The following is a 26,034-nucleotide window of genomic DNA, read 5'->3' on the forward strand; positions in this document are numbered from 1 at the left end:
TCATGGGGTATACGAACCTATTTTGCGCATTACATAAGATGTTTGCTTATCCCGACCTTACTTAAATTATGGGAGGAAGATTCAGCGGTCGGTATAAGTGCTTACTTATCTTCTTTCTGCTTCTTCAAACCACCAAAACCGAAGAGACTTGCAAATGATGCAAGGCCGAGGCCGATGATTGCAGAAACTTTGGAAGTGTCGTTACCAGTTTGTGGCAACTTCTTCGTAGCTGGTTGACCGTTGTCAGTCTTCGGTGCTGCTGGCGTTGCGACCTTCGCAGGAGCAACGGTTGCAGTCGTTTGACTAGCAGCGTGTGGGGTTACCGGTGTAACTGGCTTGTTGTTGTCCTCATTGCCAGTGGCAGGGGCTTCAACGTGGACAGTGACCGGAACGTCAACCGTGGTACCGTCTGGGAACCTTACTTCCACAACGCCAGTGTGGTCGCCCGGTGTCGAAACATCCGGTTCTTCCTTCCACGTGTACTTGGTATCGTCTGGCAACTGATCCTTATTCTTGATTGCATCACCTGGGTCAGGCAGTACCCCTTGCGGCGTGGTAATGTCTTGGCCTTCTGGTCCAGGAACCGTGACCGTGGTGGTTACCTCTTCGCTGGAGCCGTCTGGGTAAGTTACCACGATCGTTTCAGGGTGGTCACCAGGTGTCTTGACATCTTCGCCTACCTGAGCTGGGTCACTCCAGGTGTACTTCGTGCCATCTGGCAAGTCGTCCTTGTTCTTGATCCCATCAGCAGGGTTCGGAACTTGGCCTTCTGGGGTTGTGATTGGATGTGGTTCTGGCGTGTACTTCTCAGCATCCGTTGGCGTGACGATGATGTGAACATCAACCGTGTCCGTTGAACCGTCTGGATAAGTTACCACGATCGTTGCGGCGTGACTACCAGGCGTCTTGACATCTTCGCCTACCTGGGCGGGGTTGCTCCAGGTGTACTTTGTATCTGCTGGCAAGTCACCCTTGTTCTTAATCCCGTCAGCGGCTGCTGGCACTTGACCTTCCTTAGTCGTGACGTCTTGCCCTTCCGGCGTGTACTTGTCGGCATCTGGTTCAGCTGGCTTAGGGTTTACCGGCTTAGCAGTAACTGTCAAGTGAACTGTAACCGTGTCCGTTGAACCATCTGGGTAGGTTACCGTGATGGTTTCGGTGTAACTGCCACGGCTTTGAACATCATTCGTCACCTTAGCAGTGTCTGTCCAACTAGCGGTGGTGCCAGTTGGCAAGTCACCCATGTTAGCAATTCCTTGACTGGCTACTGGAAGGTTGCCTTCCTCAGTCGTGACGTCTTGCCCTTCCGGCGTGTACTTGTCGGCGTCAGTTGGCGTTACAGTAACCGGAACTTCAACCGTGTCAGTCGTGCCGTCTGGGTAAGTTACCACGATCGTTTCAGGGTGGTCACCAGGTGTCTTGACATCCCCAGCTACCTGATCTGGGTTTGCCCAGGTGTACTTCGTATCTCCTGGCAAGTCGTCCTTGTTTTTAATCCCATCAGCAGGGTTCGGAACTTGGCCTTCTGGGGTTGTGATCGGCTGTGGTTTTGGCGTGTACTTGTCAGCATCCGTTGGCGTGACGATGATGTGAACATCAACCGTGTCCTTTGAACCGTCTGGATAAGTTACCACGATTGTTGCGGCGTGACTACCAGGCGTCTTGACATCTTCGCCTACCTGGGCGGGGTTGCTCCAGGTGTACTTCGTATCTCCTGGCAAGTCACCCTTGTTCTTAATCCCGTCAGCGGCTACCGGCACTTGACCTTCCTTAGTCGTGACGTCTTGCCCTTCTGGCGTGTACTTGTCGGCATCAGTTGGGTTGCCGTAGTTAACGGTTGTTGGGATTGTGATTGGGTCGTGACCAGGAACCGTGACCGTTACGCTTGTTGGCTGGTCGCCCTTCTTGCTTGGATCTGGTTGCTCGCCAGGCGTCCAAACGACCGTCGTCCCAGTTGGCAAGTTTTCTGGGTTCTTGATAACGTCGGTTGGTCCTGCTGGGGTATCAACATGGTCCTTCCCAGCAACAATCACCGCAACGGAAGTCGTCTTGTCTTGGCTGCCATCAACGTAAGTAACAGTTACTGGAACATTTACTACCTGGGTCGTTGCGTCAGCTGGAACGGTGTAGGTGATCTTACCAGTTTGCTGGTCAACACTTACCCAGCTTGGCACGTTCGCCCCCGTTGCAATTTCGTAAGTAACATCGCCAGCTGGCTTGTCACCACTGTATTGCACATCGATGCTCTGGGTCGTCCCTGGCGTAGTTACTACTTCAGGGTAGGATGGAGCATACTTGTCAGCATCGCTTTGCTGTGGCGCATTCTTGGTGTAGTTAATCGCAACGGTCGTGCTCTGGGTATCCGGCGTAACGGTTACTGCCGCAATCTTGGCTGGATCAGCGGTGTAGCCGTCAACAGCTGGAGCATCATATTCAGGCCAAGTACCGGTCGTGCTCTCACTGTCCGCAACATGCCAGGCATTCATCGTCGTCTTACCCGTAACTGGGTCGGTGTAACCCGCATTACCCTTGGCATCTTCACGACTGAACTTAACGGTTTGCGTCTTATCGTAAGCGCCACTTGGATCGTTAACGGTGATCGTCCGGGTTACTTCCCGGTACATATCGTTGTTAGTTGGGTCGAATGGTACCGGGGTATCACTGTTCTTCTTGTAGTTGATCGTAACGGTCATGCTCTTCGTATCTGGCGTTACCGTTACTTGGGCAACCTTCGTCGGATCAGCAGTGTAGCCCTTGACCGCTGGAGCATCGTATTCGGACCAGCTACCAGTTGCACTGTCACTGCCCGCGACATGCCATGCGTTCCAACTAGTTTCACCAGTGACTGGGTCAGTGTAACCCGCATTACCTTGGGCGTCTTCACGGGTAAACTTAACGGTCTGTGTTTCCGTGTCACCAACGGTTTGGCCTGGCTTGTTGATCGTGATCGTCCGGGTGATTTCACGGTACATGTTGTCGTTAGTTGGATCAAACGGTACTGGCGTGTCACTGTTCTTTGTGTAGTTGATCGTAACGGTCGTGCTCTTCGTATCTGGCGTTACCGTGACCTCGGCAACCTTCGCTGGGTTAGCAGTGTAGCCCTTAACCGCTGGAGCATCGTATTCGGACCAAGTGCCGGTCGTGCTCTCACTGCCCGCAACGTGCCAGGCGTTCATCGTCGTCTTGCCCGTAACTGGGTCAGTGTAACCAGCATTACCTTGGGCATCTTCACGACTAAACTTAACAGTCTGCGTCTTATCGTAAGCACCGCTTGGCGCATTGACCGTAATTGTCCGGGTTACTTCCCGGTACATGTCGTCATTAGTTGGGTCAAATGGTACCGGTGTATCACTGTTCTTTGTGTAGTCAATCGTTACCGTGGCGTCCTTTGTATCAGCTGTCACTGTTACTTGGGCAACCTTTGCCGGGTTAGCCGTGTAACCCTTGATTGTTGGCGCAGCAAACTCTGCCCAGCTGCCTTCACTGGCGTTCAAGTCACCGGCAACATGCCATGCAGTATTGTAATGAATTTCACCAGTAACTGGGTCAGCGTAGCCACCGTTACCTTGCGCGTCTTCGTTAGTAAAGTGCACTGTTTGCGTCTTCGTGTAGGCACCATTTGGATCGTTAACGGTGATTGTCCGGGTAACATCCTTGTTCATCGCCTTATCATTCTGATCGAATGGTACCGGCGTGTCGTTATCCTTCTTGTAATCAATCGTTACCTTCGCATTCTTGGTGTCTGGCGTTACCGTGACCTCGGCAACCTTCGCTGGGTTAGCAGTGTAGCCCTTAATTGTTGGCGCAGTAAACTCTGCCCAGCTGCCAGTCGTGCTCTCACTGCCTGCAACATGCCAGGCGTTCATCGTCGTCTTGCCCGTAACTGGGTCAGTGTAACCGGCATTGCCATCCTTATCTTCACGACTGAACTTAACGGTCTGCGTCTTGTCGTAAGTACCGCTTGGCGCAGTGACCGTAATTGTCCGGGTTACTTCCCGGTACATGTCGTCATTAGTTGGGTCGAATGGTACTGGTGTATCACTGTTCTTCGTGTAATCAATCGCTGCCTTGGCGTCCTTGGTGTCTGGCGTTACCGTGACCTGAGCAACCTTCGCTGGGTTAGCAGTGTAGCCCTTGATTGCTGGGGCGGTGTATTCCGCCCAACTGCCGTTAGTTTCTGTACTACCAGCAACGTGCCATGCATTCCAGGCCGTCTCACCAGTAACTGGATCAGTATATCCGGCATTACCATCCTTATCTTCGCGGCTGAACTTAACCGTTTGTACCTCATCGTAGGCGCCGTTTGGATCATTGACGGTGATCGTCCGGGTAACCGTCTTAAACATGTTATCGTTTGCCGGGTCAAACGGTACTGGCGTGCTTCCCTGCTTTACAAAGGTAATGTTGTCAGTAATGTCTTGTGAATTAGCGTTGACTGTTACTGCGGCAATTTCATTCTTGGCGGCTTTTTGCCCGTTAATTTGGGTGTCGTAACCCTTGATCCCCTTAAATTCAAAGGACGCAATCGTATAAGTGCCATCGACACTGCCTGCCGGGCCTTGCCATGCGTTCCACGTAATGTGGTTTGTAACAAGGTCCTTAACACCTGTCCGCTGGAATGGAACGGTTGTCTTCCGCACGGTTTGTGGCTGGCTACCAGGAACCGTCTCAATGATGGTCTGAACGACTTCCCGGTAGGTATCCTTATTATTTTTATCTACCGGAACACTCTCGGTCTTGTGTTCAACCTTGTAGCTTACTGGTGCCGGGTCAGTAGAACCAAATTGATAAGTTGAAAGGACTTGTTGCCCGGCGACTAATTGCCAGTTAGCAGGAACATGGCCAGCGACATCTAGTGTTTCCGCTTCGCCGGTCTTGCCGCTTACAGTATAAGCAGTCCCAACTTGCTTACCCGTGTCCTTGTCAACATACGTGATCGTCAAGGTGTGTTCGTTGGCAGTGTAAGTTACATTTACCACTTCATCGGTTGCGTCTGGACTAATCGTTGCCGAAGCCGGAACAAATTGCTTGTCGCCCTGATTCTGGATGGTTGCGCCAGTAGCAGTAGCGGTGTAACCCGGCTTGGTAACTTCGACTGCTGGGAAGGCCGTTACCTGTTGGCCGTTCTGGTCAACTGCTGCCTTCCAGTCAGTATAGGTTACCTGCTGGCCCGCTGGCTTAGAAAGGTCGGTCAACTTGGCCCGGCTGTAAATAACGTGTTGGACAACTGGCTCCTTGACCCCTTGAACATTGATCGTCCGGGTAATGTCCCGGTAAACATCATGGTTCGTCTTGTCAGTATTGCCATCGTCAACGCCAATTACGTTAACCGTAACCGGAATATCGAGGTGGGTCCCGTCGTTGAAGTGCAATTCAATACTTGCCTTCGCATTAGCATCAGCCTTACTGATGTCTGGCAGCGTCTTCCATTCGATTGCACTTGGCGTGAAGTGGTGGTTATCAAGGTCGGTCGTATTAACATAGGCACTTGGATCCCCTAATGCAGCCTTAACATCCTTTGCATTAGTGTATACCGATGCCTTCTTATCACTAGCAGTCGCCCCGTAAATCGTGACGGATGGGTAGTCGTACATCACTGTGGTATCTTTACCAAAGATTGGTAATTCAACCTTTGAAGCATCAACAGTTACTAAGTACTTCGGATACTGCACCCTACCTTCGCCTTGTGGATTGTGGTCCTGGTCGTAAATAATCGTTGCGGTTCCACCGTTATCTGCGGAAGCGACCGTCGTTGGTTGCCCATTCCCCTGAACACCAGGTATGTTGATTCCGGTATCACCCTTCGCTGCCCAGGCAACGGAAATAGCACTGGCTGGGAACGACTTAATCGCATTGACCGTCTTACCAATTGGCACCTCCCCTTCTTGGGTGAGTTCATAGTGGTCACCCTTTAAGGTGTAGATAAACGGCTTACTGAAGTCCCGCTGGCCCTTATAGTAGCCAACACGAATTTGGTTAATAACCGGGTTACCAATCAAATTCTGCTCAGCAGTCTTATGGCTAACGATGCTTTCAATATGTGAATTAATACTTTCGCCCTTATCATCAGTAACGATTACCTTCACGGTGGCAGTTTGGGTCGTGCCATCTGGGTAGTGGACCGTAACTTCGCCACTTGTTATCCCAAGCTTGCTAATATCAGGAGCAACCTTCCATTCAGCACTTACTGGGTAGCCAGGAACACCCTTCTTTTCTAGGTTATCAATTCCAGTCGCCGCATCCGGCAGCAGGTCAACCCAGGTTGTAATTGGGCTTGTCGTTGGTGTAGCGTCAACAGTCACTTCAGTCGCGACAGTATCGGTAGTGTGGTCAGGGTAAGTTACCGTGATCAGTTCAGTCCGAACCCCTGGATGCTTATCAACATCATTCTTAACCGCGGACGGATTAGTCCATTCGTAGCTGGTTCCTTGTGGTAGCTTATCCTGGTTACTGATTGCGGATGATGCAGCTGGAACAACCCCCTGCGGCGTGGAGATCGGCTTAGTCTGTGGGGTATTAGCCTCATTATCACTGATGACATTAATGTTTTCGGCAGGAATTGTGATGTCAAGGTAAGTTGGCTTGCCTTGCGCATAGCTATCATTAAACGTAATTTCGATAATCGCGTCGTGGCCCTTTTCTGGCATCGTCTTCCAGGCAGTCTTGCTAATCTCGTCAGCCGGAATACGGTTATCAACTAGCGCCTTGAATTGGTCAGCAGACAGTGCTAGATAATGGTTTACATCGACTGGGACACCGACAAACTTTGCGCCAGCACCCTTAGCGTCAATATTGTCGACGTTGGCGGCAACGGTCTTAGCTGCCGTACCTAATACATCATCAGCGTTGTTGCCGAGGGCGATTGCCAGAACACCGTTGGTCGTCTTGCCAGCAACAGTTGCTGTTTCAACAACCGTATTTGGCGTGGTCGTCCAGGAAATTTTTACCCCATTAGCATCCTTAGCAATGGCAGTCCCGGTCGTCGCAATCTTGCCGGTCGTCTTGTCAATGGCGTACTTTTGAATGCCACTTACCGCATCAGCAGGGCTAAATACCTGGGAGTGGTCAGACGTTTCGTGCGCCCCTAACGCGGTATTAGCAGTTACGACAACCGCGCCGTTATCACCCCAGGTGACGGTTTCACTACCATCGGTAACGAATACGGGGGCAGTTACGTGGTCAACGGTATCATCAGCATAAGTGACAGTTACCGGAATGTTATATGGCCCTGCCTTAACGGTCTCGGCAGCGGTAACAGTTAGGTTGCCGTTAGTATCAAAGGCCGTTGTAAAGCCAGGCAATGGCGTTGAAGCAAATTTTTCGCCAGTCGGCAGCTTATCATTCAGCCAGGAAATCGCCGATGTGCCACTCTCGCCCTGCTTAAGGGTCAAAGCTTGATAAGCTGGCTGATAGACACCAGACTGCGCAATTTTATCAATATCATAAGCATTAGTTGCTAATGTGTTCGGTGCCATTTGACCATTCTTAGCGGTGAAGTAAGCGCCAAACTGCAGCCGATTATTTTCCTTACTGCTAAGGCCAAGAGAATTAATGACCTCCCCAAGTCCCCGGTTTAACTTGTATGAAATTTCAACAAGGTGGTTGTTACGAGGAAGAACAGAAATACTCATATTTTTAGCAGTAACTTCAACTGCTCCCTCGCCAGCCTGGCTAGTCCCTGCTGCACCAATGTGTAATGGTGTCGTATTCAGAACTTTATTTGTTGTCTTAGGGGTACCGTTGTCATTGAAGAGGACAGTCTTATTACCAGCTTCCAAGTTTGAAAGGGTTACACTTGAGATATATGGAACTAAGCGTGGATCCACAGAATAATTAAGCCTATTAATCCGTGGTGAACCAAATAGGGTATCCCACGTCCAAACGCCAAGCATATTAGGATTATAAAATGCATTGATGGTGTTAGTAGCTTTATCATATTGCAAAGTCAACGCAGCGCTTTGGTAGTAAGGCTGATTAGTTGCAGGACGGTGAGCATTTTCTCCTGTAGCAACTGGTTGGTCAAACTTACTGCCGCTATTAACGATGTAACCAGTGCTGTGGTAAGCACCAATTGTTTTGTTAGTAGCTTTATCATAACCATAAATTGCATACTGAAGTGGGTTAGCATTAAGGTCACTCAACTTGTTATAGAAGTTTTCGATTTGGTCATTAAATTCAATAACACAATCGGGATTACTATAAGCATAGTCAACATTGGCTTGACCCATTACACCACCATAAAGTTTAATCAGGTTAACAGACCATGAGCCATCAGCTTGTTGAGCTAGTTCCTTTTGTGACAAGTCTTTTGCCTGAACATCGCCCTGCTGGCTAACTTTGACTCCCTTAACATAAGGGGCAAGCCGTTGATCTAGCTTAATCCGTAACTCATAGTTCTTTTGACCAGAAATGTCGCCACCCCAGATCCGACTGGTAACCTTAAATGGTAAGGCGGTGGCAGTGCTGTCACTCTTTAGCACATCCGTCTGCATATTTAGAGTGTTGTATTTTGAGGACGTGGTTCCAATCCATTCAGAGTTAGGAATTTCAATCCCACTTTGTTGAATAGCTGTCGTCGTCTGTGCCAATTTAGCGCCGAGTTGGTCTGCTGTTGGCGTGGCGGCGAAGTTTGCTGGAGTGAAATTGCTGGTTTCTGCACTCTTAGCTTCACTTGCTTGCTTATCCGCCGTTGTGTTTGCTGATTCTGGCGAATTACTGTTTGCATTGGTTGCTTGCGCAGCAACGTTAGCAGCGACAGCTTTTTGGTACGCATCAGCAACCGGCATTGCTGGGGCAACGTTTACCGGTGCCTTGGCAGCGGCAGAATTTACTTGTGTTCCTGCCTGGTTCGTTAATGCCACGTTTGCGCTCTGCAAGCCGGTTGCCGCTTGTGATTGCGCATTGTCATTACCGTTATCGTCAGTTGCTTGTGCGGGTGTATCATCGGCACTTGCAGAGGCGTTTAAGCCCATGAAAGTAAAGCCAATCAAAACAGACGCAACACCGACTGTTAACTTCTTAATCGCAAACCGTTGCTTTTTCGGCTCCTGCTTGCGAAACAGTTCTTCTCTGTTATTACTCGATAACATTTTTAGTCCCCCTTACAAAAAGACTAGGCATAAATAAATAAATCACACTTTACAGTTTTTAATATAGTCTCAAAGAAAGACATTTTCAAACGATAAATAAGAGAAGAGTTTCACAATGCCAATTTATCGCCGTCAATTAAGAAAACTCGTTTTTAAAACATATGAGAAAATGTTCATTTGTTGTATTTTGTTAATAGATCATTCTTGAATTCGCTTTGTTAATGATAAACAGCTGTTCATTCTGCAAAACTAAACATTGCTTTCGCACGTTAATGACACATTTGTCGCAGCACTAGTATGGCAGTTATCTCGTGGCTTTGCTCGTGATGTTTAGAGCAAGCATTAATCATTCACCCGATAGCCCAGCCAAGTGAATTGCCTATCGTCCCCTACTCTCCCTCAGCAAATAATCAACCGCACAACAAAAAGGCGCCCCCGACCATTCATTACGAATGATCGGGAGCGTCTTTTTAGCGCACCATCTCTAAGTCATCACCTTTTAGGGGGGAAGAAAGGTTTACTTATCGGTGTCGCGTTTCTTCTTCTTGCCAAGGCCAAGGATCCCTGCAAGCGATGCAAGGCCTAGTCCAGCAAGAGCTGAACTCTCAGCACCGTCGTTACCAGTTTGTGGCAACTTCTTGGCATTAGCTTGGTTACCATTGTTCTTATCGCTTTGAGTAGTGGCCTTTTTGCCAGTGTTTTCATTACTTTGAACAGCAGTTTCCTCACTATTGCCAGCAGTCGTGGCAGCACTGTTATCGTTCTTATCAGTAGTAGCATTTTCAACCTGTTCGCTCTTATTGCCGTCTTCTTCACCTGCACCACGGGCGTTAGCGTTGGCAATAACGTGAACATTAACTGGAACATCAACCGTTGAACCACTAGGGAAGATTACCTCAACGATGCCTTCACTGTCACCAAGGGTATTGACATCCGGTGCCTGCTTCCATACGTAGCGTGTACCATCTGGCATTTGACTCTGGTTAACAATGGCAGTGGCAGGAGCTGGTAATTCTCCTTCGACGGTCGAAAGATCATGTCCTTGTGGTGTGACCGCATTAACCGGAACAGTGACGTTTTCCTTTGAACCATCTGGGTAAGTTACCGTGACCGTTTCAGTATGAGTACCGTCGTTCTTAACATCTTGAGCAACCTTGGCTGGGTTTGTCCATTCAACCGTTGTCCCTGTTGGTAAGTCACCGAGGTTCTTAATCGTCTCAGAAGCGTTTGGTACTTGGCCATTTGGCGTTGTTACTTGTTGTGCTTCTGGGTTGTACTTATCAGCATCGGATGGTTGAACCGTCACTGTGACAGGCACTTCAACCTGCGCACCACCTGGCAATGTGGCGACCACTGTGGCCTTCTTTTCGCCCGGCGTGTTAGTATCTGGCATTTGCTTCCAGTCATACTTCGTCCCGTCTGGCAAGTCATCAGGGTTCTTAATTGCGGTACTTGGCGCTGGCAAACTACCTTCATTGGCAGTAATGTTCTTGCCTTCAGGCTTATTAGCGTCATAGCTAATCGTTACTGTTAAATCAGCAGTTTCAGGAGTAACCGTCATTTCGCCAGCATCCCCGTCAACGTGGGTAGTGTAACCCTTAATTGTGTTAATCGTTACCGCAGAAAGAGTTTGCCGTGCTGGTTGCCATGGGTTGTAAGTAATCTCACCGGTAGCAACATCTTCTTCACCATCACGAGTGAACTGAACAGTTTGCACAGTTGTCGTTGTCTTACCCGTTACCGGATCAACAACTTCAATCGTCCGACTAACTTCCCGGTTCATGTTGCTGTTGTTAGAATCGTATGGCAATGGCCTAGTCGTATCACGGACTGTGACTGGAACTTCAATCGTTACAGATGAGCCATCTGGGTAAGTTACCTTGATTGTTCCTTCGCTGTTACCAGGCTTAGAAACATCCGGTGTCTTTGTCCATTCGGCACTTGTTGGGTAACCGGGAACGTTATCCTTCAAGTTAGTAATTGCATCTGCAGCTTCTGGAACCTTACCAATAATCGTGTTAACTGCTTGCGTCTGTGGCGCTTCGTTAGCCGTTACGTCAACCGTAACCTTGTCTTCAGAACCATCTGGGTAGTGGACGGTGACTTCTTCTGGGTGGGTCCCAGGAGTCTTCGTATCGTCTTTAACCTTGTCTGGGTTCGTCCAGTTAACGGTTGTACCGTCTGGCAACTTCGGACCTGGAACGTCGTCGCCTGGTTTGTTTGTGACCGCCTCACCAGCATCTGGTAATTCACCCTGTGGCGTAGATACCGGCTTGGTTTCTGGCGTGTTCTTATCGGCGTCAGTCGGGTCACCGTAGTTAACAACGGTTGGCACTTCGATTGGGTCGTGTCCAGGAACAGTTACTACGACAGTCGTTGGTTGGTCACCCTTCTTGTGTGGATCAGGTTCGTCGCCTGGCTTCCAGTCAACGGTCGTGTCACCTGGCAAGTTTTCAGGGTTCTTGATCGTATCCTTTGGCGTCGTTGGGTTCTTTGCTTGATCCTTTGGCGCAACGATAACCACTGTTGAGCTTGTCTGGTCTTGGCTACCATCGTTGTAAGTTACCGTTACTGGAATCGTGATGACTTCAGTCGTGGTATCTGCTGGAACATCAGTCGTGATCGTTCCCGTTGATGGGTCAACCGTTACCCAGGTTGGTACATCCGCACCATCAGTGATCTTGTAGCTTACCTCGCCCTTGGATGGCTTGTCACCATCGTATTGAACATCAGTCGTGGTGGTCTTACCAGGGGTTGTAACTACTTCTGGGTAAGCTGGGCTGTACTTATCAGCATCTGGGGTGTTGACATGAACCGTTGTTGGCACTTCGTCTTGCGAGCCATCTGGGTAGTGAACCACAATCGTTGCTGGCTTGTCACCTGGCGTCGTCGTGTCAGGGGTCTTGCCATCCTTCCAGGTGTAGGTCGTACCATCTGGCAACTTCGGACCTGGAACGTGATCCGTTGGTTTGTTTCCAATCCCATCTTCTGGCTGTGGTGTCTTGCCTGGGTTAACCGTAATTACCTTTGGCTGTGGCGTGTTCTGTTCCGCATCACTAGTGACGTGAATCGTCGTTGCTACTTCGTCAGTTGTTTGATCTGGGTAGTGAACAACCACGATTGCCGGAACATCAGTACCAGGAACCGATACATCTGGAGTTGTCTTCCAAGTGTAGGTCGTACCAGTTGGTAATTCATCAGGGTTGTCAATTCCGGCCTTCGCTGCTGGAGTTTGCCCCTTCGTGGTTTCAACCGGCTTGCCTGCTGGGTGGTAGTTAGCAGCGTCCGTCCCAGCTAAGTTGTAGTTAACGGTGTAATCAAAAGTCTGATCACCCGCTTGTGCTGCAACCGTCATTGCTGGAACGATGTTGTCACCCTTGGCGGTTGGTCCAGTGACCGTGGCAACGTATTCTTCACCGTTGTGGATAATGTTCTTTTCAGCCACTGCGGTAAATTCTGCGCTTGCTGGAGTCCATGAACTGTAACCGTTCGTGTATTGAACACCATCGATTGTACCAGTGAAGTCCGCATCAACCATGCCAGTAGCCTCGTTCATTACCATGCTCCGTTCAAAGCTTTGCTTATTCGCAGGGAGGGTTCTGCTTGAACCATCAGGCATGTTAACATGGATCGTTCTTGTAGCAGAACCAAACATGTCCTTGTATTGGGCCTTCGTCTTGTCACCTGGCTTAACATCGCCGGGGTTAACAACTTTCCGGTTGTGGTTGTAGTTGATTTCAACCGTTTCATTGTGATCACTAGCAGCAACGGTCTTCGCTTCGACTGTCTTATCAGCAGTGTAGCCAGCAACTTCTGGTGCCGTGTAAGCAGCCCAGGTGTCACTACCAACTAACTTCCAGTCATTCATCTTCTTCACACCGTTGACGATGTATCCGGCATTGCCCTTTTCGTCAGCACGGGTGTAATGAACTACCTGCTTAGCTGGTTGCGTCTTGTCAGTAGCACTTGCTGGGTAGTTGACGGTGATTGTCCGGGTGATGTATTCATCCATCTCATCAGTGACGCCATCTTGACCCTTTTCGTATGGTACTGGCGTTGTCGTTTCCGTGTACTTGACCGTTACAGTTGTGTCACTATCAGTTACGGCAACAGTCTTGGCTGGTACTTCGCTGATATCAGGCGTGTAAACCGCACCATTGTCAGTCGTTACTGGGCTGGCAGTTACTGCCTTCCAGCTGCTGTTGTTGCTATCAACTAGCTTCCAGTCATTGTAGGTTACTTGATCCGTAACTGGATCTTGGTAGCCGATGTTACCCTGGGCGTCTTCACGCGTAAACTTGACAGTTTGTGTTTGGTCCGCGATTTCGTAGCCAGCTGGTAAACCAGTGGACTTAATCGTCCGCGTGATGTCCTTGGTTGCTGGGTTCTTGTCATCAGCCTTAACCGGAATGTTGTCATTCTTGGTGTAGTTTATTTCAATCTTCGGATCATTGTAGCCATCTGTTACGTTGGTTTCTGCTTCAACAGTTGCCTTGTCAGGGGTGTAACCCTTAACTGTTGGTGCATCCACTGCCGCAAAGCTGTCCTTTGACCATGGGTTCCATGAAACAATCTTGCCAGTGGCTTCGTCTAAGGTACCAGTCCGGTGGATCGTAACGTGTTGACTCAAGTCTTGGTCGCCAGCTGGAACGTGGGCGGTAATTGTCCGCGTAATTTCCTTTGCGAAGTCATCCTTACTGTAACCAGTTGGGATGTTGTGTTCATCAACGGTCTTGGTTGCGTGAACCACGTGGATCTTAACTTGTTGGTCCTTAGCAGAAGTGAAGGTGTAACTCGTTGGCAAGCTTTGACCATCAGCTAACTTGTAGCCGGCTGGAACTGTCAAGCTTACATCAACAGTTGTATTAGTGTCACCACTGTAGTTAACCGCAGTCCCTACTTGCGCACCGTTATTAGTATCATCAACGAAGATGTAGTTCATTGATTGATTACCAGCAGTGTAGTGAAGTTCGATTGTTTCATCGCTGTCAGTAGCGGCAACGGTCTTTGCTTCGACCGTCTTGTCAGCAGTGTAACCAGCAACTTCAGGAGCGGTGTAGGCTGCCCAAGTACCAGTTTCACTATCAGTTAACTTGTTACCGGCGTAAACATGGTAAGTACCGAAGTCAACAAACTTGTTAGTTGCCTTATCGAATGTCCCAGTCCGGCCGAAGGTTACCGTTTCAACCTTTTCCGTCGTAACCTTACCAGTTGATGGATCCTTAACGTTGATCGTCCGCGTGACGGTCTTGAACAAGTCCTTGTAATCAGGGTTGTCAGGAGTTACGCCATTTTCACCTGGCGTTACCGTTTCCGTGCTGTCCTGGTAAGTTACTTCAACCGTAACGTTTTGCGTACCAGCAGTCACAGTCTGTTCAGCAACTTGAGTACTCTTCTTGCCATCAACGTATGAATCGTAGTTGGTGATTTGCGCAACATCTTGCGTAGCCCACATAGCAGATTGTCCATCAGCAAGCGTCCATTCAACTGGGGTGAACTTGCCATTAGCATCCTTGTAACCAGCATTACCGTTGGCGTCCTTGCGGATGTAGTGAACGGTTTGAACTTGGTTGGCGATTGCGTTTTGACCAGCTGGAACATTGTAGTGGATCGTCCGGGTTACGTAGTGGTTGCTTTCGTCGTTTTGACCGTCCTTGCCCGGCGTGTAAGGAACTGGTACCTTCGTCGCAGTGTAAGTAATCGTTACATTGCTGTCTTGGGTTGCACCCTTATTGTCCTTATCACCAGACTGAACAGTCACTTCATCAATTGAGTTGGCCTTTTGACCGTCAACCGTAATTGTTGGCGTCCATTCAGCGCCGGTCTTGTCATCAGTGATCTTAGCTACTGGGTAAGCATCCCACGTATCGTCACCAACTACATGCCAGTCGTTCCAAGTAATCTTACCTTGGCTGTCCTTGTAACCGGCGTTGCCCTTGTCATCTTCACGACTGAAGTGAACTGTTTCCTTCTTGGTTACAGTGCCAGCAGGCTTTTCATCAGTGATGGTCCGTGTGATGTACTTGTTACTATCATTGTTGACGCCTTCTTGGCCCTTGTTGTAAGGAACTGGGGTCGTCGTTTCAGCGTAGTTAACTGTAACAGTCGTGTTCTCATCACTTGCTGAAACGGTCTTGGCCGGTACTTCACTGACAACCTTACCGTCAATTTCAGGGGTGTAAACAGCACCCTTGTCAGTTGTTACTGGGTTGACTGTAACTGCCTTCCATTCACCGTTTTGGCTATCAACTAGCTTCCAGTCGTTGTAGGTTACTTGATCCGTAACTGGATCCTTGTAACCGATGTTCCCTTGAGCATCTTCCCGCGTGAACTGAACAGTTTGTGTTTGGTCGGCGATTTCGTAGCCAGCTGGTAAACCAGTGGACTTAATCGTCCGGGTGATGTCCTTGGTTGCTGGGTTCTTGTCGTCAGCCTTAACACCAGCGCTGCCGTTCTTGATGTAGTTGATTTCGACAGTTTCATTGCTATCAGTAGCAGCGACCTTCTTAGCCTCCACACTCTTGTTTGCAGTGTAGCCCTTGACTTCAGGAGCAGTGTAGGCTGACCAAGTGTCGCTACCAACTAACTGCCAGTCGTTCATCTTCTTTTCACCGTTGATGATATAGCCGGCATTGCCTTTATCATCTTTACGAGTGTAGTGAACTACTTGCTTAGCTGGTTGCGTCTTGTCAGTTGCACTTTCAGGGTAGTTAACTGTGATCGTCCGCGTAATGTATTCATCCATCTCGTCCGTTACGCCGTCCTGACCCTTTTGGTAAGGAACTGGCGTCGTCGTTTCAGTGTATGAAACCTTAACAGTGCTATTACCATCAGTTGCGTGAACTGTCTTATCAGTAATTGCATCTGCCTTTTCACCGTCAATGGTGATTGATGGCGTCCATTCTGCACCAGTCTTGTCGTCAGTGATCTTTTCAACCGGGTAAGCGGCCCACGTACCAGTTTCACTATCAGTCAACTTAGTACCGTCAAAGATCTTCCAAGCACCGAACTTGTCTTGGATAAACTTACCAGTAGCCTTGTCAAATTCACCAGTCCGACCAAACGTTACCGTTTCAGTCTTCTTAGTTGCGTATTCACCAGTTGCTGGATCTTGAACTTCAATCGTCCGCGTGACGGTCTTGAACAAGTTCTTGTATTCAGGATTTGCTGGGTCAACTGGGGTTACCCCTGGTTCACCTGGCGTTACCGTTTCGGTACTGTCTTGGTAAGTTACTTCAACCGTAACGTTCTTCGTTGCTGAAGTTACAGCCTGTTCACTAACTTGAGTTTCCTTATTGCCATCTACATATGAGTCGTAGTTGTCAATTTGGTTTACCTCCTCGGCATCCCACTTAGCAGATTGACCGTCAGCAAGTGTCCAGTCAGCGTAGGTCTTCTTACCATCTTGATCAGTGTAGTAAGAGTTACCCTGAGCGTCCTTACGGATATAGTGAACAGTTTGCACTTGATCCGCAATCTCAGCTTGGCCTGCTGGAACATTGTAGTGAATGGTCCGCGTTACATAGAGGTTGCTGTCATCGTTGGTCTTACCGTCACCATCAGTGTACTTGTGAGGAGTAGTAGTTTCAGTGTAAACAACTGTAACTTTACTATTCTTAGTAGCGCCCTCATCACTCTTGTTCGAGTCACCTGGGTTAACCGTTACCGCATCAATTGACTTTGCAGTCTGACCATCAATAGTAATTGCTGGGGTGTAAACGGCGCCATCATCTTCAGTGATCGTTGGTGCATCAACACTTGCCCAGGTGCTTTCAGTGCCGACAACGGTCCATGGGTTGTAAGTAACTTCACCAGTTACCGCGTCCTTATGACCGATGTTGCCGTTCTTGTCAGCACGGGTGAACTTAACGGTTTGCGTCTGGTTCTTGTAAGCATCTTGCTTGTCACTTGGGACACCTTCAAAGGTAATCGTCCGGGTGATTTCCTTATTTGCTGGATGAGTATCATCAGCAGGTACCGGAATATCACCTTGCTTTTGGTAACTAACAGTGACAGTTGCGCCATCTTGTGGTTCGCCCTTCGTTACCGTTACATCTTCCGCATTTACCTTCGTGCCCTTATCGTTGTTGATGTATGAATCGTAACCATGGATTTGCGTTACTTCATCAACACCTGGGAAGGTAGCGGTTTGCCCGTCAGCTAACTTCCAGTTATTCCAGATCACTTCTGTCTTACCGTCAGCACCCTTAACTGGGTTACCATCAGCGTCAAGCTTGACGTAACCGTCACGAGTGTAGCTGACTGTTTGATCAATTTCTGGAATTGCCGCATGGTTCGTGCCAGTGACATCGTAAACAATCTTCCGCGTTACATCCTTGTGGGTTTCGTCATTCCAACCGTCAGTTGATGGCGTGATGTGGTCACCAGTCTTGAATGAAACTGGGATATCCAAGTATGAACCATCGCTGAAGTCGTAACGAACAACCCCGTTCATGTGGTCGGCATCGAAGTTACCGTTTGCGCCTGGTTGGCCATTCTTTTCCCAGCTGACGTTCGTAACTTGCCAGTTGCCTAACTTCTTGAAGTTATCTTCCGTGTTATTTTCAATGTCGTTGTTGGTAAGGTAAGCTTCGATCCCAGCCTTATCAGTTGGTACCTTCGTTCCGAAGTTTACCGGAATGTTTTGCTTACCTTCTGCCCCGGCAATCTTAACGCCTGGGTACATTGCGCCTAATGTGAAGCGATCAAAGCTATTGGCAGGAAGATCCTGACCATTGAAGCCCTTCAGCGTCGTTTCATTACCTTGCGCATCGTACATCTTCGCGTTGTCTAAGCTGATCTGTAAACTTTGGGTTGGGTAACCATTCGGCGTAGCGTTATCAACATTGGTGTACTTTCTTGAGCCAGTGTTGTCGGTAACAACTGTGCTTGGCTTTTGGTCAGTCCAGTCAACCGTGGCACCCTTGATCGTCATACCAGGGTGGGTACTGTTGGCATCAGCCACGTAAGTTACTGTACCGTCAGCGGCGACTTGTCTTACGAAGTGGTCAACTAACTTCGAGGAGTAAACGTTCTCTTGCATTGCTGGGTCTTCAGCATAAGTATTGAAGTAAGCAATTGTGTTAGCGACACCCTTTTCAAGGTCCATTTCTGAACCAGTCGTGTTGTGTAAGAGTAAGTCGTCGGCCTTGGCTTCAAGAGCACAGTCGTGAGCAAAACTGATGCTGGTTGAGCTGTTAGTAACACCGAGGTGGGCAATCACCGTTTCTGTTGACCCATCCCCGTAATGAATCGTAACCGGAACGAAGTAAGGAGCAACTGGCGTCTTGGTAGTTGGCGCGTAAGTGATCTTACCAGTGTGTTCGTCAATCGTAATGAAGTTGAACTTGCCTGGGGTGATGGAGTAAGTTACCCCGTCACTTGGCTTCTTATCATCAGCCCAGTTAACATCAACCGTCTTGGTTTCGCCTTGCTTAACAATCGCATCTGCGTATGAAGGAGCGTATTCGGAAGCTTCACCGGCGTAGTTGAAGTGTGAGCCATCAACTGGCACATTCAGTGATGAACCGTCCGCAAAGCTGACCTTAACGACCCCGTTGTCGCCAACTTTACCGTCAGTGACAGAAGGTTCCGTTGCCCAGCTGTAGCCAGTAACCTTTTGACTATCTGGCAACTTGTCTAAGTCACTGTGATCAATTACCTTCGCAAAGTCAGCTTGACTCAAATCATGAAGGGCTGCTGGGTTATTAGCATCGACGGTTTGGTCGCTAGCCTTTGCCCCTTCGATCGTTACCTTCGTTGGAACAGTTTGCGTGGTCCCGGCAGTAGTGATTCCATCCTTAACGGCGTCGCTATCTGGGCCAAACTTAACCGTTACATTGTGACTAGCTTCTGGAGTAGTTGACGGATCATCGCTGACCGTTGTGACATCCCATGAAGCAGTAATACCATCTTTTGAAGTTGAATCTGGCGTGGTTGAAATCTTGCCGTTTTCAATCTTGTAGGTTTCAACACTCTTGATTGCGTCATTAGCGTTGGCCTTGTTTTGATCAGTCGTCTTGTGCGTGATTACTGGGTTTGTCGTGACAACCGTCGCACCCTTATCGTTTTGGATCACTTGTTGGGTACTTGGATCAATCACAACAACTGGCACAGTAACTTCTACTGGGTCACCGTTTGGATAAGTTACCTTCGCCGGAATGTTTTGTGGACCAACCTTTGAAGTATCTGGCGTGCCGATCCATTCAATGTTTGATGGGTAGCCAGGAACGTTATCCTTAAGGTTCGTAATTGCCTTCGTCGCATCCGGGGTCTTGCCCTTGTCAACCGAAATTGGGGTAACCTTTGGGGCTTCGTTGGCAACAACCGTAGTAGTCGTCGTGTCCTTAGAACCATCTGGGTAAGTGACGGTAATTTCTTCAGTATGACTACCTGGTGTCTTGACATCTTCAGCAACCTTATCAGGGTTCGTCCAAGTTACCTTCGTCCCTTCTGGCAGCTTCGGAGTACCAGCTGGAACATCATCAGTTGATTCATTAGTTACTGCGTCTGGAGCCTTTGGTGTAGTTCCTTCTGGCGTAGCAATTGTCTGGGTAGTGGCCGGCGTGTAGTTATCGGCATCGTTGTTGCCAACGTTGAAGGTAACCGGGACATCTAAGTGTGAACCATCAGTAAAGGTAACCGTAACAGTTGCGTTTACTTGACCCTTAGTCGCTAATGATGGCTGTTGACCATTCTGCCAGTCAACTGAAGCAACTTCTGAATTATTAGCTGCAGTTAAATCGCTGGTATCAACTAAGTCACTTGGCTTAGGCATTGATGAAGCCACATCACGTTGTGCCTTTACCCCCGTCTTTGCAGTCGCACCGTTCAAGGTGACCTTCGTTGGCGCAGAGATTGACTTGGTGATCTTCGCTGCGTCACTACCATCGGCGAATGTCAGCGTGACATCTTCTCCTTGGTCCTTGATTGTTGCGGTCTGGTTGCCGGAAACAACGGAAGTAAAGTTGTTGTCCTGCCAAGCCGCTGTATCAGTCTTGGTAGCTGATGAGTTGAGCACTAACTTGTGATCTTGGTCGTACGTGTAGACATCCACTGCCTTCACAGCCTTAGCAGCATCAGCCTTGTTAGTATCCGTGGTCTTGTGCGTAACAACTGGTTGCGTGGTGAAGATTACCGCACCCTTGTCGTTAGCGACCACGTTTTGGGTGTTTGGATCAGTGATGATCACTGGAATGTTAACCGTCGTGGTATCACCTGATGGGTACTTCACAGTTGCTTCAACGTTTTGCACGCCTGGCTTAGTCGTGTCTGGAGCACCATTTGTCCAGTCAACTTCTGATGGATAACCATCCTGTGGCGTGTCCTTGCCGTTGTTAAGGTTACCAATTCCATCCTTGGCCGCTGGCTTGTCACCAGGGTGGATTGCAATTGGCTTAACCGTTGGATCAGCGTTTACGATCACGTCCGTCGTGACAGTATCCTTAGTTCCATCTGGGTAAGTAACCGTAATTTGTTCAGTGTGGCTACCTGGCGTCTTGATATCGTCCTTAACTTGGTCAGGGTTCGTCCAGTCGATCTTGGTATCCTTAGGTAAGTTAGTCACACCAGGTTGAACTGGGTCGCCCGCCTTGTTAGTGACAGTAGTCTTAGCATCTGGAACGGTTGGGTCGTTTTGCGGAACGCTGATGTTCTTGGTTGTTGGATCGTAGTTATCAGCATCCCCACTGACGTTCATGTTCTTAGCATCGATCTTGACGTCCAAGTAAGTTGCCGCATTGCCGTTCTTGTCAGTAAAGGTGATCCGGATTACACCATCGCCGCCCTTAGTTGGCTTCGTTTGCCATGCAGTTGAGGCAATTTGATCAGTTGGAATTTGGTTGTTAACTAAGTTTGAGAATTGATCCTTAGTTAAGTCTGAGCCAAGCTTAATTGCGACTGGCTTAGCAGAGTTGTCCTTCGCTTCTGCACCAGCTGCAGTAATGTCAAAGGTCTTATTTACTGACTGACGGGCATTACCAAAGATATTTCTAGCGGTAGTACCAAGGTCAATGTTGAGGCTAGCGCCGGAAATCTTCTTGCCGGCTGCGGTTGCCGTCGTGACCGTGGTGTCAGGTGTCGTTGCCCAGCTTGCCTTTACCCGGCTAGTAGCGATGTTTTCTGGATCAGTTGAAATCTTGCCGTCAACAATCTTGTAAGCGTCGATCGACTTAATTGCGGACTTAGCATCGATTAACTGGGTCTTGTCACTAGTTTCATGAGCCTTAACAGCAGCTGGATCAGTCGTGACAATTACCGCACCCTTATCATTTGAGATCACCACTTGATCTTTAGAAGGCACAATTACAGGAATTGTTGTTTCAACAGTAGTTGGAGTATCTTCGCCATCAATCTTTGGATAAGTGACAACAACAGTTGGGTTGTAGATACCTGGTTCAGTTGGCTTCTCGCCTGGTGTCTTCCAGGTTACACTTGACGGTTTACCTGGGTTTGAACCATCTGGAGTTAAGTTAGTAATAGCTGTTGATGGATCAAGGTTACCCTTATCGTCAGGCTTAATTGGTTGCACTTGTGGTTGTTCAGTAACGACAACTGGAACAGTTACGTCTTGAGTTGTGCCATCAGGATAATGAACAGTTACCGTTGTATCTTGCTTACCTGGCTTAGTAGCGTCAGGACCGTTACCGTCCTTCCAACTTGCACTCGATGGGTAGCCTGGTTCATCCTTCTTAATGTTCGTAATTGAAGACGTTGGGTCAGTCGTCGTGCTACCTTCGTCAACCCGAAGTGGCTTCGTCGTAGGGGTAGCATCAACGGTTACCGTCGTTGTTACCTTATCAGTAGTCCCATCTGGGTAAGTTACGGTGACGTCTTCGGTGTGTTCACCTGGTGTCTTAACATCATTCTTAACCTGGTCTTCATCAGTCCACGTTACGGTTGTCCCTGCTGGCAACTTGTTAGTGCCAGTTGGAACATTGTCACTTGGCTTGTTAGTAACAACTGATGGTGCTTGTGGAGTCACACCCTCAGGAGTTGAAATGTTCTGCGTTGCTGGCGTGTTGTCATCAGCATTGTTGTTCGTAACTGCAAATGAAACTGGTACGTTTAACTTAGAACCATCTGCGAAGTTGATTGAAACTGAAGTATTAACGGTGCCGACCTTATCGGTAGATGGGGTAGCTCCGTTCCAAGTTACATTCTTAACTTCAGCATTGTGGGCCTCGGTTAAGTCGTTAGTATCAACTAAGGATGATGGATCTGGAACAGCATTACCGTGAACCACCGTTACATCATTCTTAGAAGCACCGTACAAGGTCACCTTAGCGGGAACAGAAACAGTTTTACCATTGGCAATCTTAGCTGCATCAGTACCGGCCTTGAAGGTGACGTTAATGTTATCAGCCTTTTCAGCTTCCGTAGCAATGGAGCCATTATCAGCAACGATTGACGTTACTGGCGTTGCCCACGTTGCAGTGGCATCAGCTGAAGCCTGCTTGTTAAGTACCAATTTGTGGTTTTCATCGTAAGTGTAAACATCAACATGATCGATGGCCTTGTCTGCACCAGCGACTTCCTTATCAGAAGTCTTGTGGGCAACAACTGGCTGGCTGGTTACGATGACTACCCCGTTTTCATTGGCAATCGCGGTTTGGTTAGCTGGATCAGTAACGATCACAGGAATGGCGACAGGTTGGTCGTCACCCTTTTGGTAATGAACATTCGCATTTTCGTAGTGAACACCAGTCTTAGTAGTATCTGGTGTCTTGGCCCAGTCAGCGTTAGTTGGGTAGCCAGCTTGTGGCGTCGTCTTACCATTATTAAGGTTGGCAATTCCGTCGTTCGCCGCTGGCGTTTCACCCTTGTGAATTTCAACTGGCTTAACCGTTGGGGTAGCATTTACAGTGACGTTTACTTGAACCGTATCCTTAGTACCATCCTTATAGGAAACGATGACCTTCCCAGTCTTGTCTCCAGGGGTCGTGGTATCTGGCGTGTTATTTGCATCCCAGGTGTATGGGTTATTTTCACTGACCGCATCAGTCACAACTGTCCCGTCAGTTGTCTTCACAATATCCTTAATTGCGTTTTGCGCATCATTATTGTCTAAGGTGTGGTTTTGGCTAACGGCAATGTCTTGGCTTTCGGCCTTGTACTTGTCACCGTCTTGACCAAATTGATCCTTCATCTTTGAACCAAAGCCCCACCGTTGGGCAGTAAATGGGTTGAAGTCATTCAAGAATGATAGTTCGTCCGGGTCTGTGACGTGATCGAAGTTGCTATAAGTCTGGCCATCAATCACGGCAGTCTTGTTCCCTTGCTTGTCGACAGCTAACTTGTCACCGTTGGCAAATTCAACTTCCCAGTCTTCCCCATCGGCAATCTTAGTGTGTTCAAGTTCCGTCCCCTGGGAAGGTGAACCTTGACCGTTAGTAAAGTATGGGTTGTAACCGGGGTCCCCACCTTGTTGGGTAAAGCGGAGGTACTTCAATTGCCATACTTCATCCGGCTGGTCACCATTGTTATAGGCGTTCCACTGGGCAAATGGGAAGATAACGTCTTCACGATCTTTATTAACGTAGAAGTCGTTAGCACCCTTGTTCCCATACTTGTCAAAGTTGTCGTTACCAGCAAACTTGAACAAACTACCGAATTGTTGGCCAGTCCGCTCGAAGTTAATGTACTTAACATTTCCCATGTTGAAGTAATCATGAGTGCTGTGACCCCACATGGTGATCATCCCGGTCTTTTGGACGTCAGTTGCTGGCAAGTAAGTAGTATGACCATTTTTGTCAACTACTGGATAGCCCCCCTTTGGCCACTTGTAGTAGATTCCGCCACCAAGGTTAGCTCCCATCCCATTATTACGATCAGTACCTTGGTCTGAATCAGCATTATCTTGTAAGTCAATGGTGGCATCATCACCAACTTCAAGAATATGAGAACCTGATTGAGCAATACCAACGTCACCATAAGAAATTAATGGACTGTTACCTAATCGCCCTGGTCTAGTGGTCCGGACAATCTTAAGAGTCGCACCTTTACCAACCTTTAATGTACCGTCAGCACTAGCAGTACCCAAAGTGAAGACACCCATTTGGTGCTTATCGTAGGTACCACCTTCACTCATCTTATGACCGTTGATATCAAACTTAGTCTTAATGTCAAAGGTAGCATTGTCCTGAATATCAACCGTTGATACCCAGGCCGCAATTGAGTGTCCGGCAGCCAAATCAAATTTAACATTCGCGCCGTCTTCAAGGATTACCTTCCCTTCAGCACCGTCTTGGATGTTAATCCCTCTGATGTTGTCTTCAGAGTATGAACCATCCTTATCAAGCTCATCTGACAGGTGAACAGTATCAAAGCTAACCGTTGAGTTTTTACCAAAGGTAACATTGTTGTCGCCGCCCTTGCTCAAGTGGATAATGTTGTTCTTATCGGTATTATCCGCTTGCAGACCTGATTGGTGGTTACCGACGTGCAACTTAACGTCGGCGCCTTCGTTAACGTTAACGCTCTTCGCAAGGATGGCGTCGTAACTACCGTTCAGTAAGTCAGTGACTTCGTTTTGACCACTAAAGTTAACGATTGTGGTTACATTATTTACAAGTGCGTTTGAGTCGATCAAACTAGCGTAGTCGATCTTACCTGTTAACCCATCAATGTTAACTGTGACATTTTGCGAAGTACTACTTACACTAACTAAATCTGAGTTCTTCAAATCAATGTTAACGTTGTCGAAGTTAACCACGTTGTTAGACTTACTTGCGCTATCAACATAAATTATGGCTTCATTTTGCGTTTGACTTGAAGCCGACTGGTTAACATCTTTAGCAGTTCGAACAATATCTAAGTTCTTATAGGTAATGTTCCAGTTGTGACTCGCAGTGTCATTGCGGTCAACTTGATTATTGTCCTTGGAATTAGTAGCGATATACCACTTACCCAAGTTAAGCTTAGTAGCGTTAGTGTCATCGGCCCCTTCAATGGTTAAGTCACGGGCAATCCCGTTTTTACCCGTCCAGAGTTCGTGGTCACCAGATACTTGTAAACCGCCATCAACCTTGGCATCCCTGGAGCTCAAGTTACTAATGTCAATATCCTTGGTTAACTTAATAACGTGGACAGTTGGGTCCATGAAGGCCTTACTGAAGTCAGCAAAAGATGAGACTTCCGTGGCTGGCTCTGCTGGCACTGCAACAAATGAAGCCCGAAATAGCTGTGCTGGATCCGCCTGCGGAGCTTGTGACTGTGCTGGCTGGACATTCAAGTCAGCCGTCTCACTCGCATCATCTGCGGAAGCAGAAGTTTGCCCACTAAGGTTGTTCAACGCTGCTTCCCGCGCCTTTGGGTTAGTCATTGCAGCAATTTCAGCAACCTTTTGCTGGTACTCATCAGCCATCTTGGTGTCAATATCAGTATTGGTTGGTTCAGCTGATTGAGCCGCTTGGCTAGCCGCAAAGTTGGTGTTAGCGGCAGTGCTCAAAACGGCAGTGTGGTTTGATGCATTATTAAGCTCGTCATCGCCAGTTGAATCAGGTGTCGGTTGGGCACCGTCATCACTACCGTCGTCCGCATTAGCTGACGCGTTTAGCCCCATAAAGCTAAACCCGATTAATACCGATGCAACCCCCACAGTTAATTTCTTAATGGCAAAGCGTTGTTTCTTTGGCTCTTGCTTTTGAAACTGCTCGTGCCGGTTATTCTTCGATAACATATTTTTACCCCCCGTAAATTGTGCATATTACAAAATAATTTATTCTATCAACGTAATTAGAATAACATGTTTAGCGTTCCTGAAGGGTGATAAGTGATTCTAACAAATTTAATTATAAAATAATCACTGGCTAAATAAAAAAATACCATCTGCCATTTTTTATGATTTTCCCCATCGGACGTATGAAATATATTTCATATGATGGTCTTTCCTTTTTTTCGTTTAGTATGCTATTCTCGCGCCCCGTCGCTTAGCTACTGCTAGCAA

Annotated in this window: 2 protein-coding genes; both read right to left on the reverse strand. The window is 48.2% G+C overall.

What is annotated here, in order from left to right:
* Positions 1 to 101: 101 nt before the first annotated feature.
* Positions 102 to 9,089, reverse strand: a complete 8,988-nt coding sequence (locus tag CZ502_RS04075) for a Rib/alpha-like domain-containing protein (RefSeq protein WP_076459822.1) — start codon at positions 9,087 to 9,089, stop codon at positions 102 to 104.
* 517 nt (positions 9,090 to 9,606) lie between these two features.
* A complete protein-coding gene (locus CZ502_RS04080) occupies positions 9,607 to 25,767 on the reverse strand; it encodes a Rib/alpha-like domain-containing protein (RefSeq protein WP_076459823.1) in 16,161 nt (5,386 codons plus the stop codon).
* Positions 25,768 to 26,034: the final 267 nt, after the last annotated feature.

This window comes from Limosilactobacillus caccae (assembly GCF_900156885.1).
In the GTDB taxonomy this organism is placed as follows: Bacteria; Bacillota; Bacilli; order Lactobacillales; family Lactobacillaceae; genus Limosilactobacillus; species Limosilactobacillus caccae.

What these genes read in the sequence shown, in the direction of transcription:
- CZ502_RS04075 (WP_076459822.1), bottom strand. Translation starts at nt 9,089, where the DNA reads ATGTTATCGAGTAATAACAGAGAAGAACTGTTTCGCAAGCAGGAGCCG.
- CZ502_RS04080 (WP_076459823.1), bottom strand. Translation starts at nt 25,767, where the DNA reads ATGTTATCGAAGAATAACCGGCACGAGCAGTTTCAAAAGCAAGAGCCA.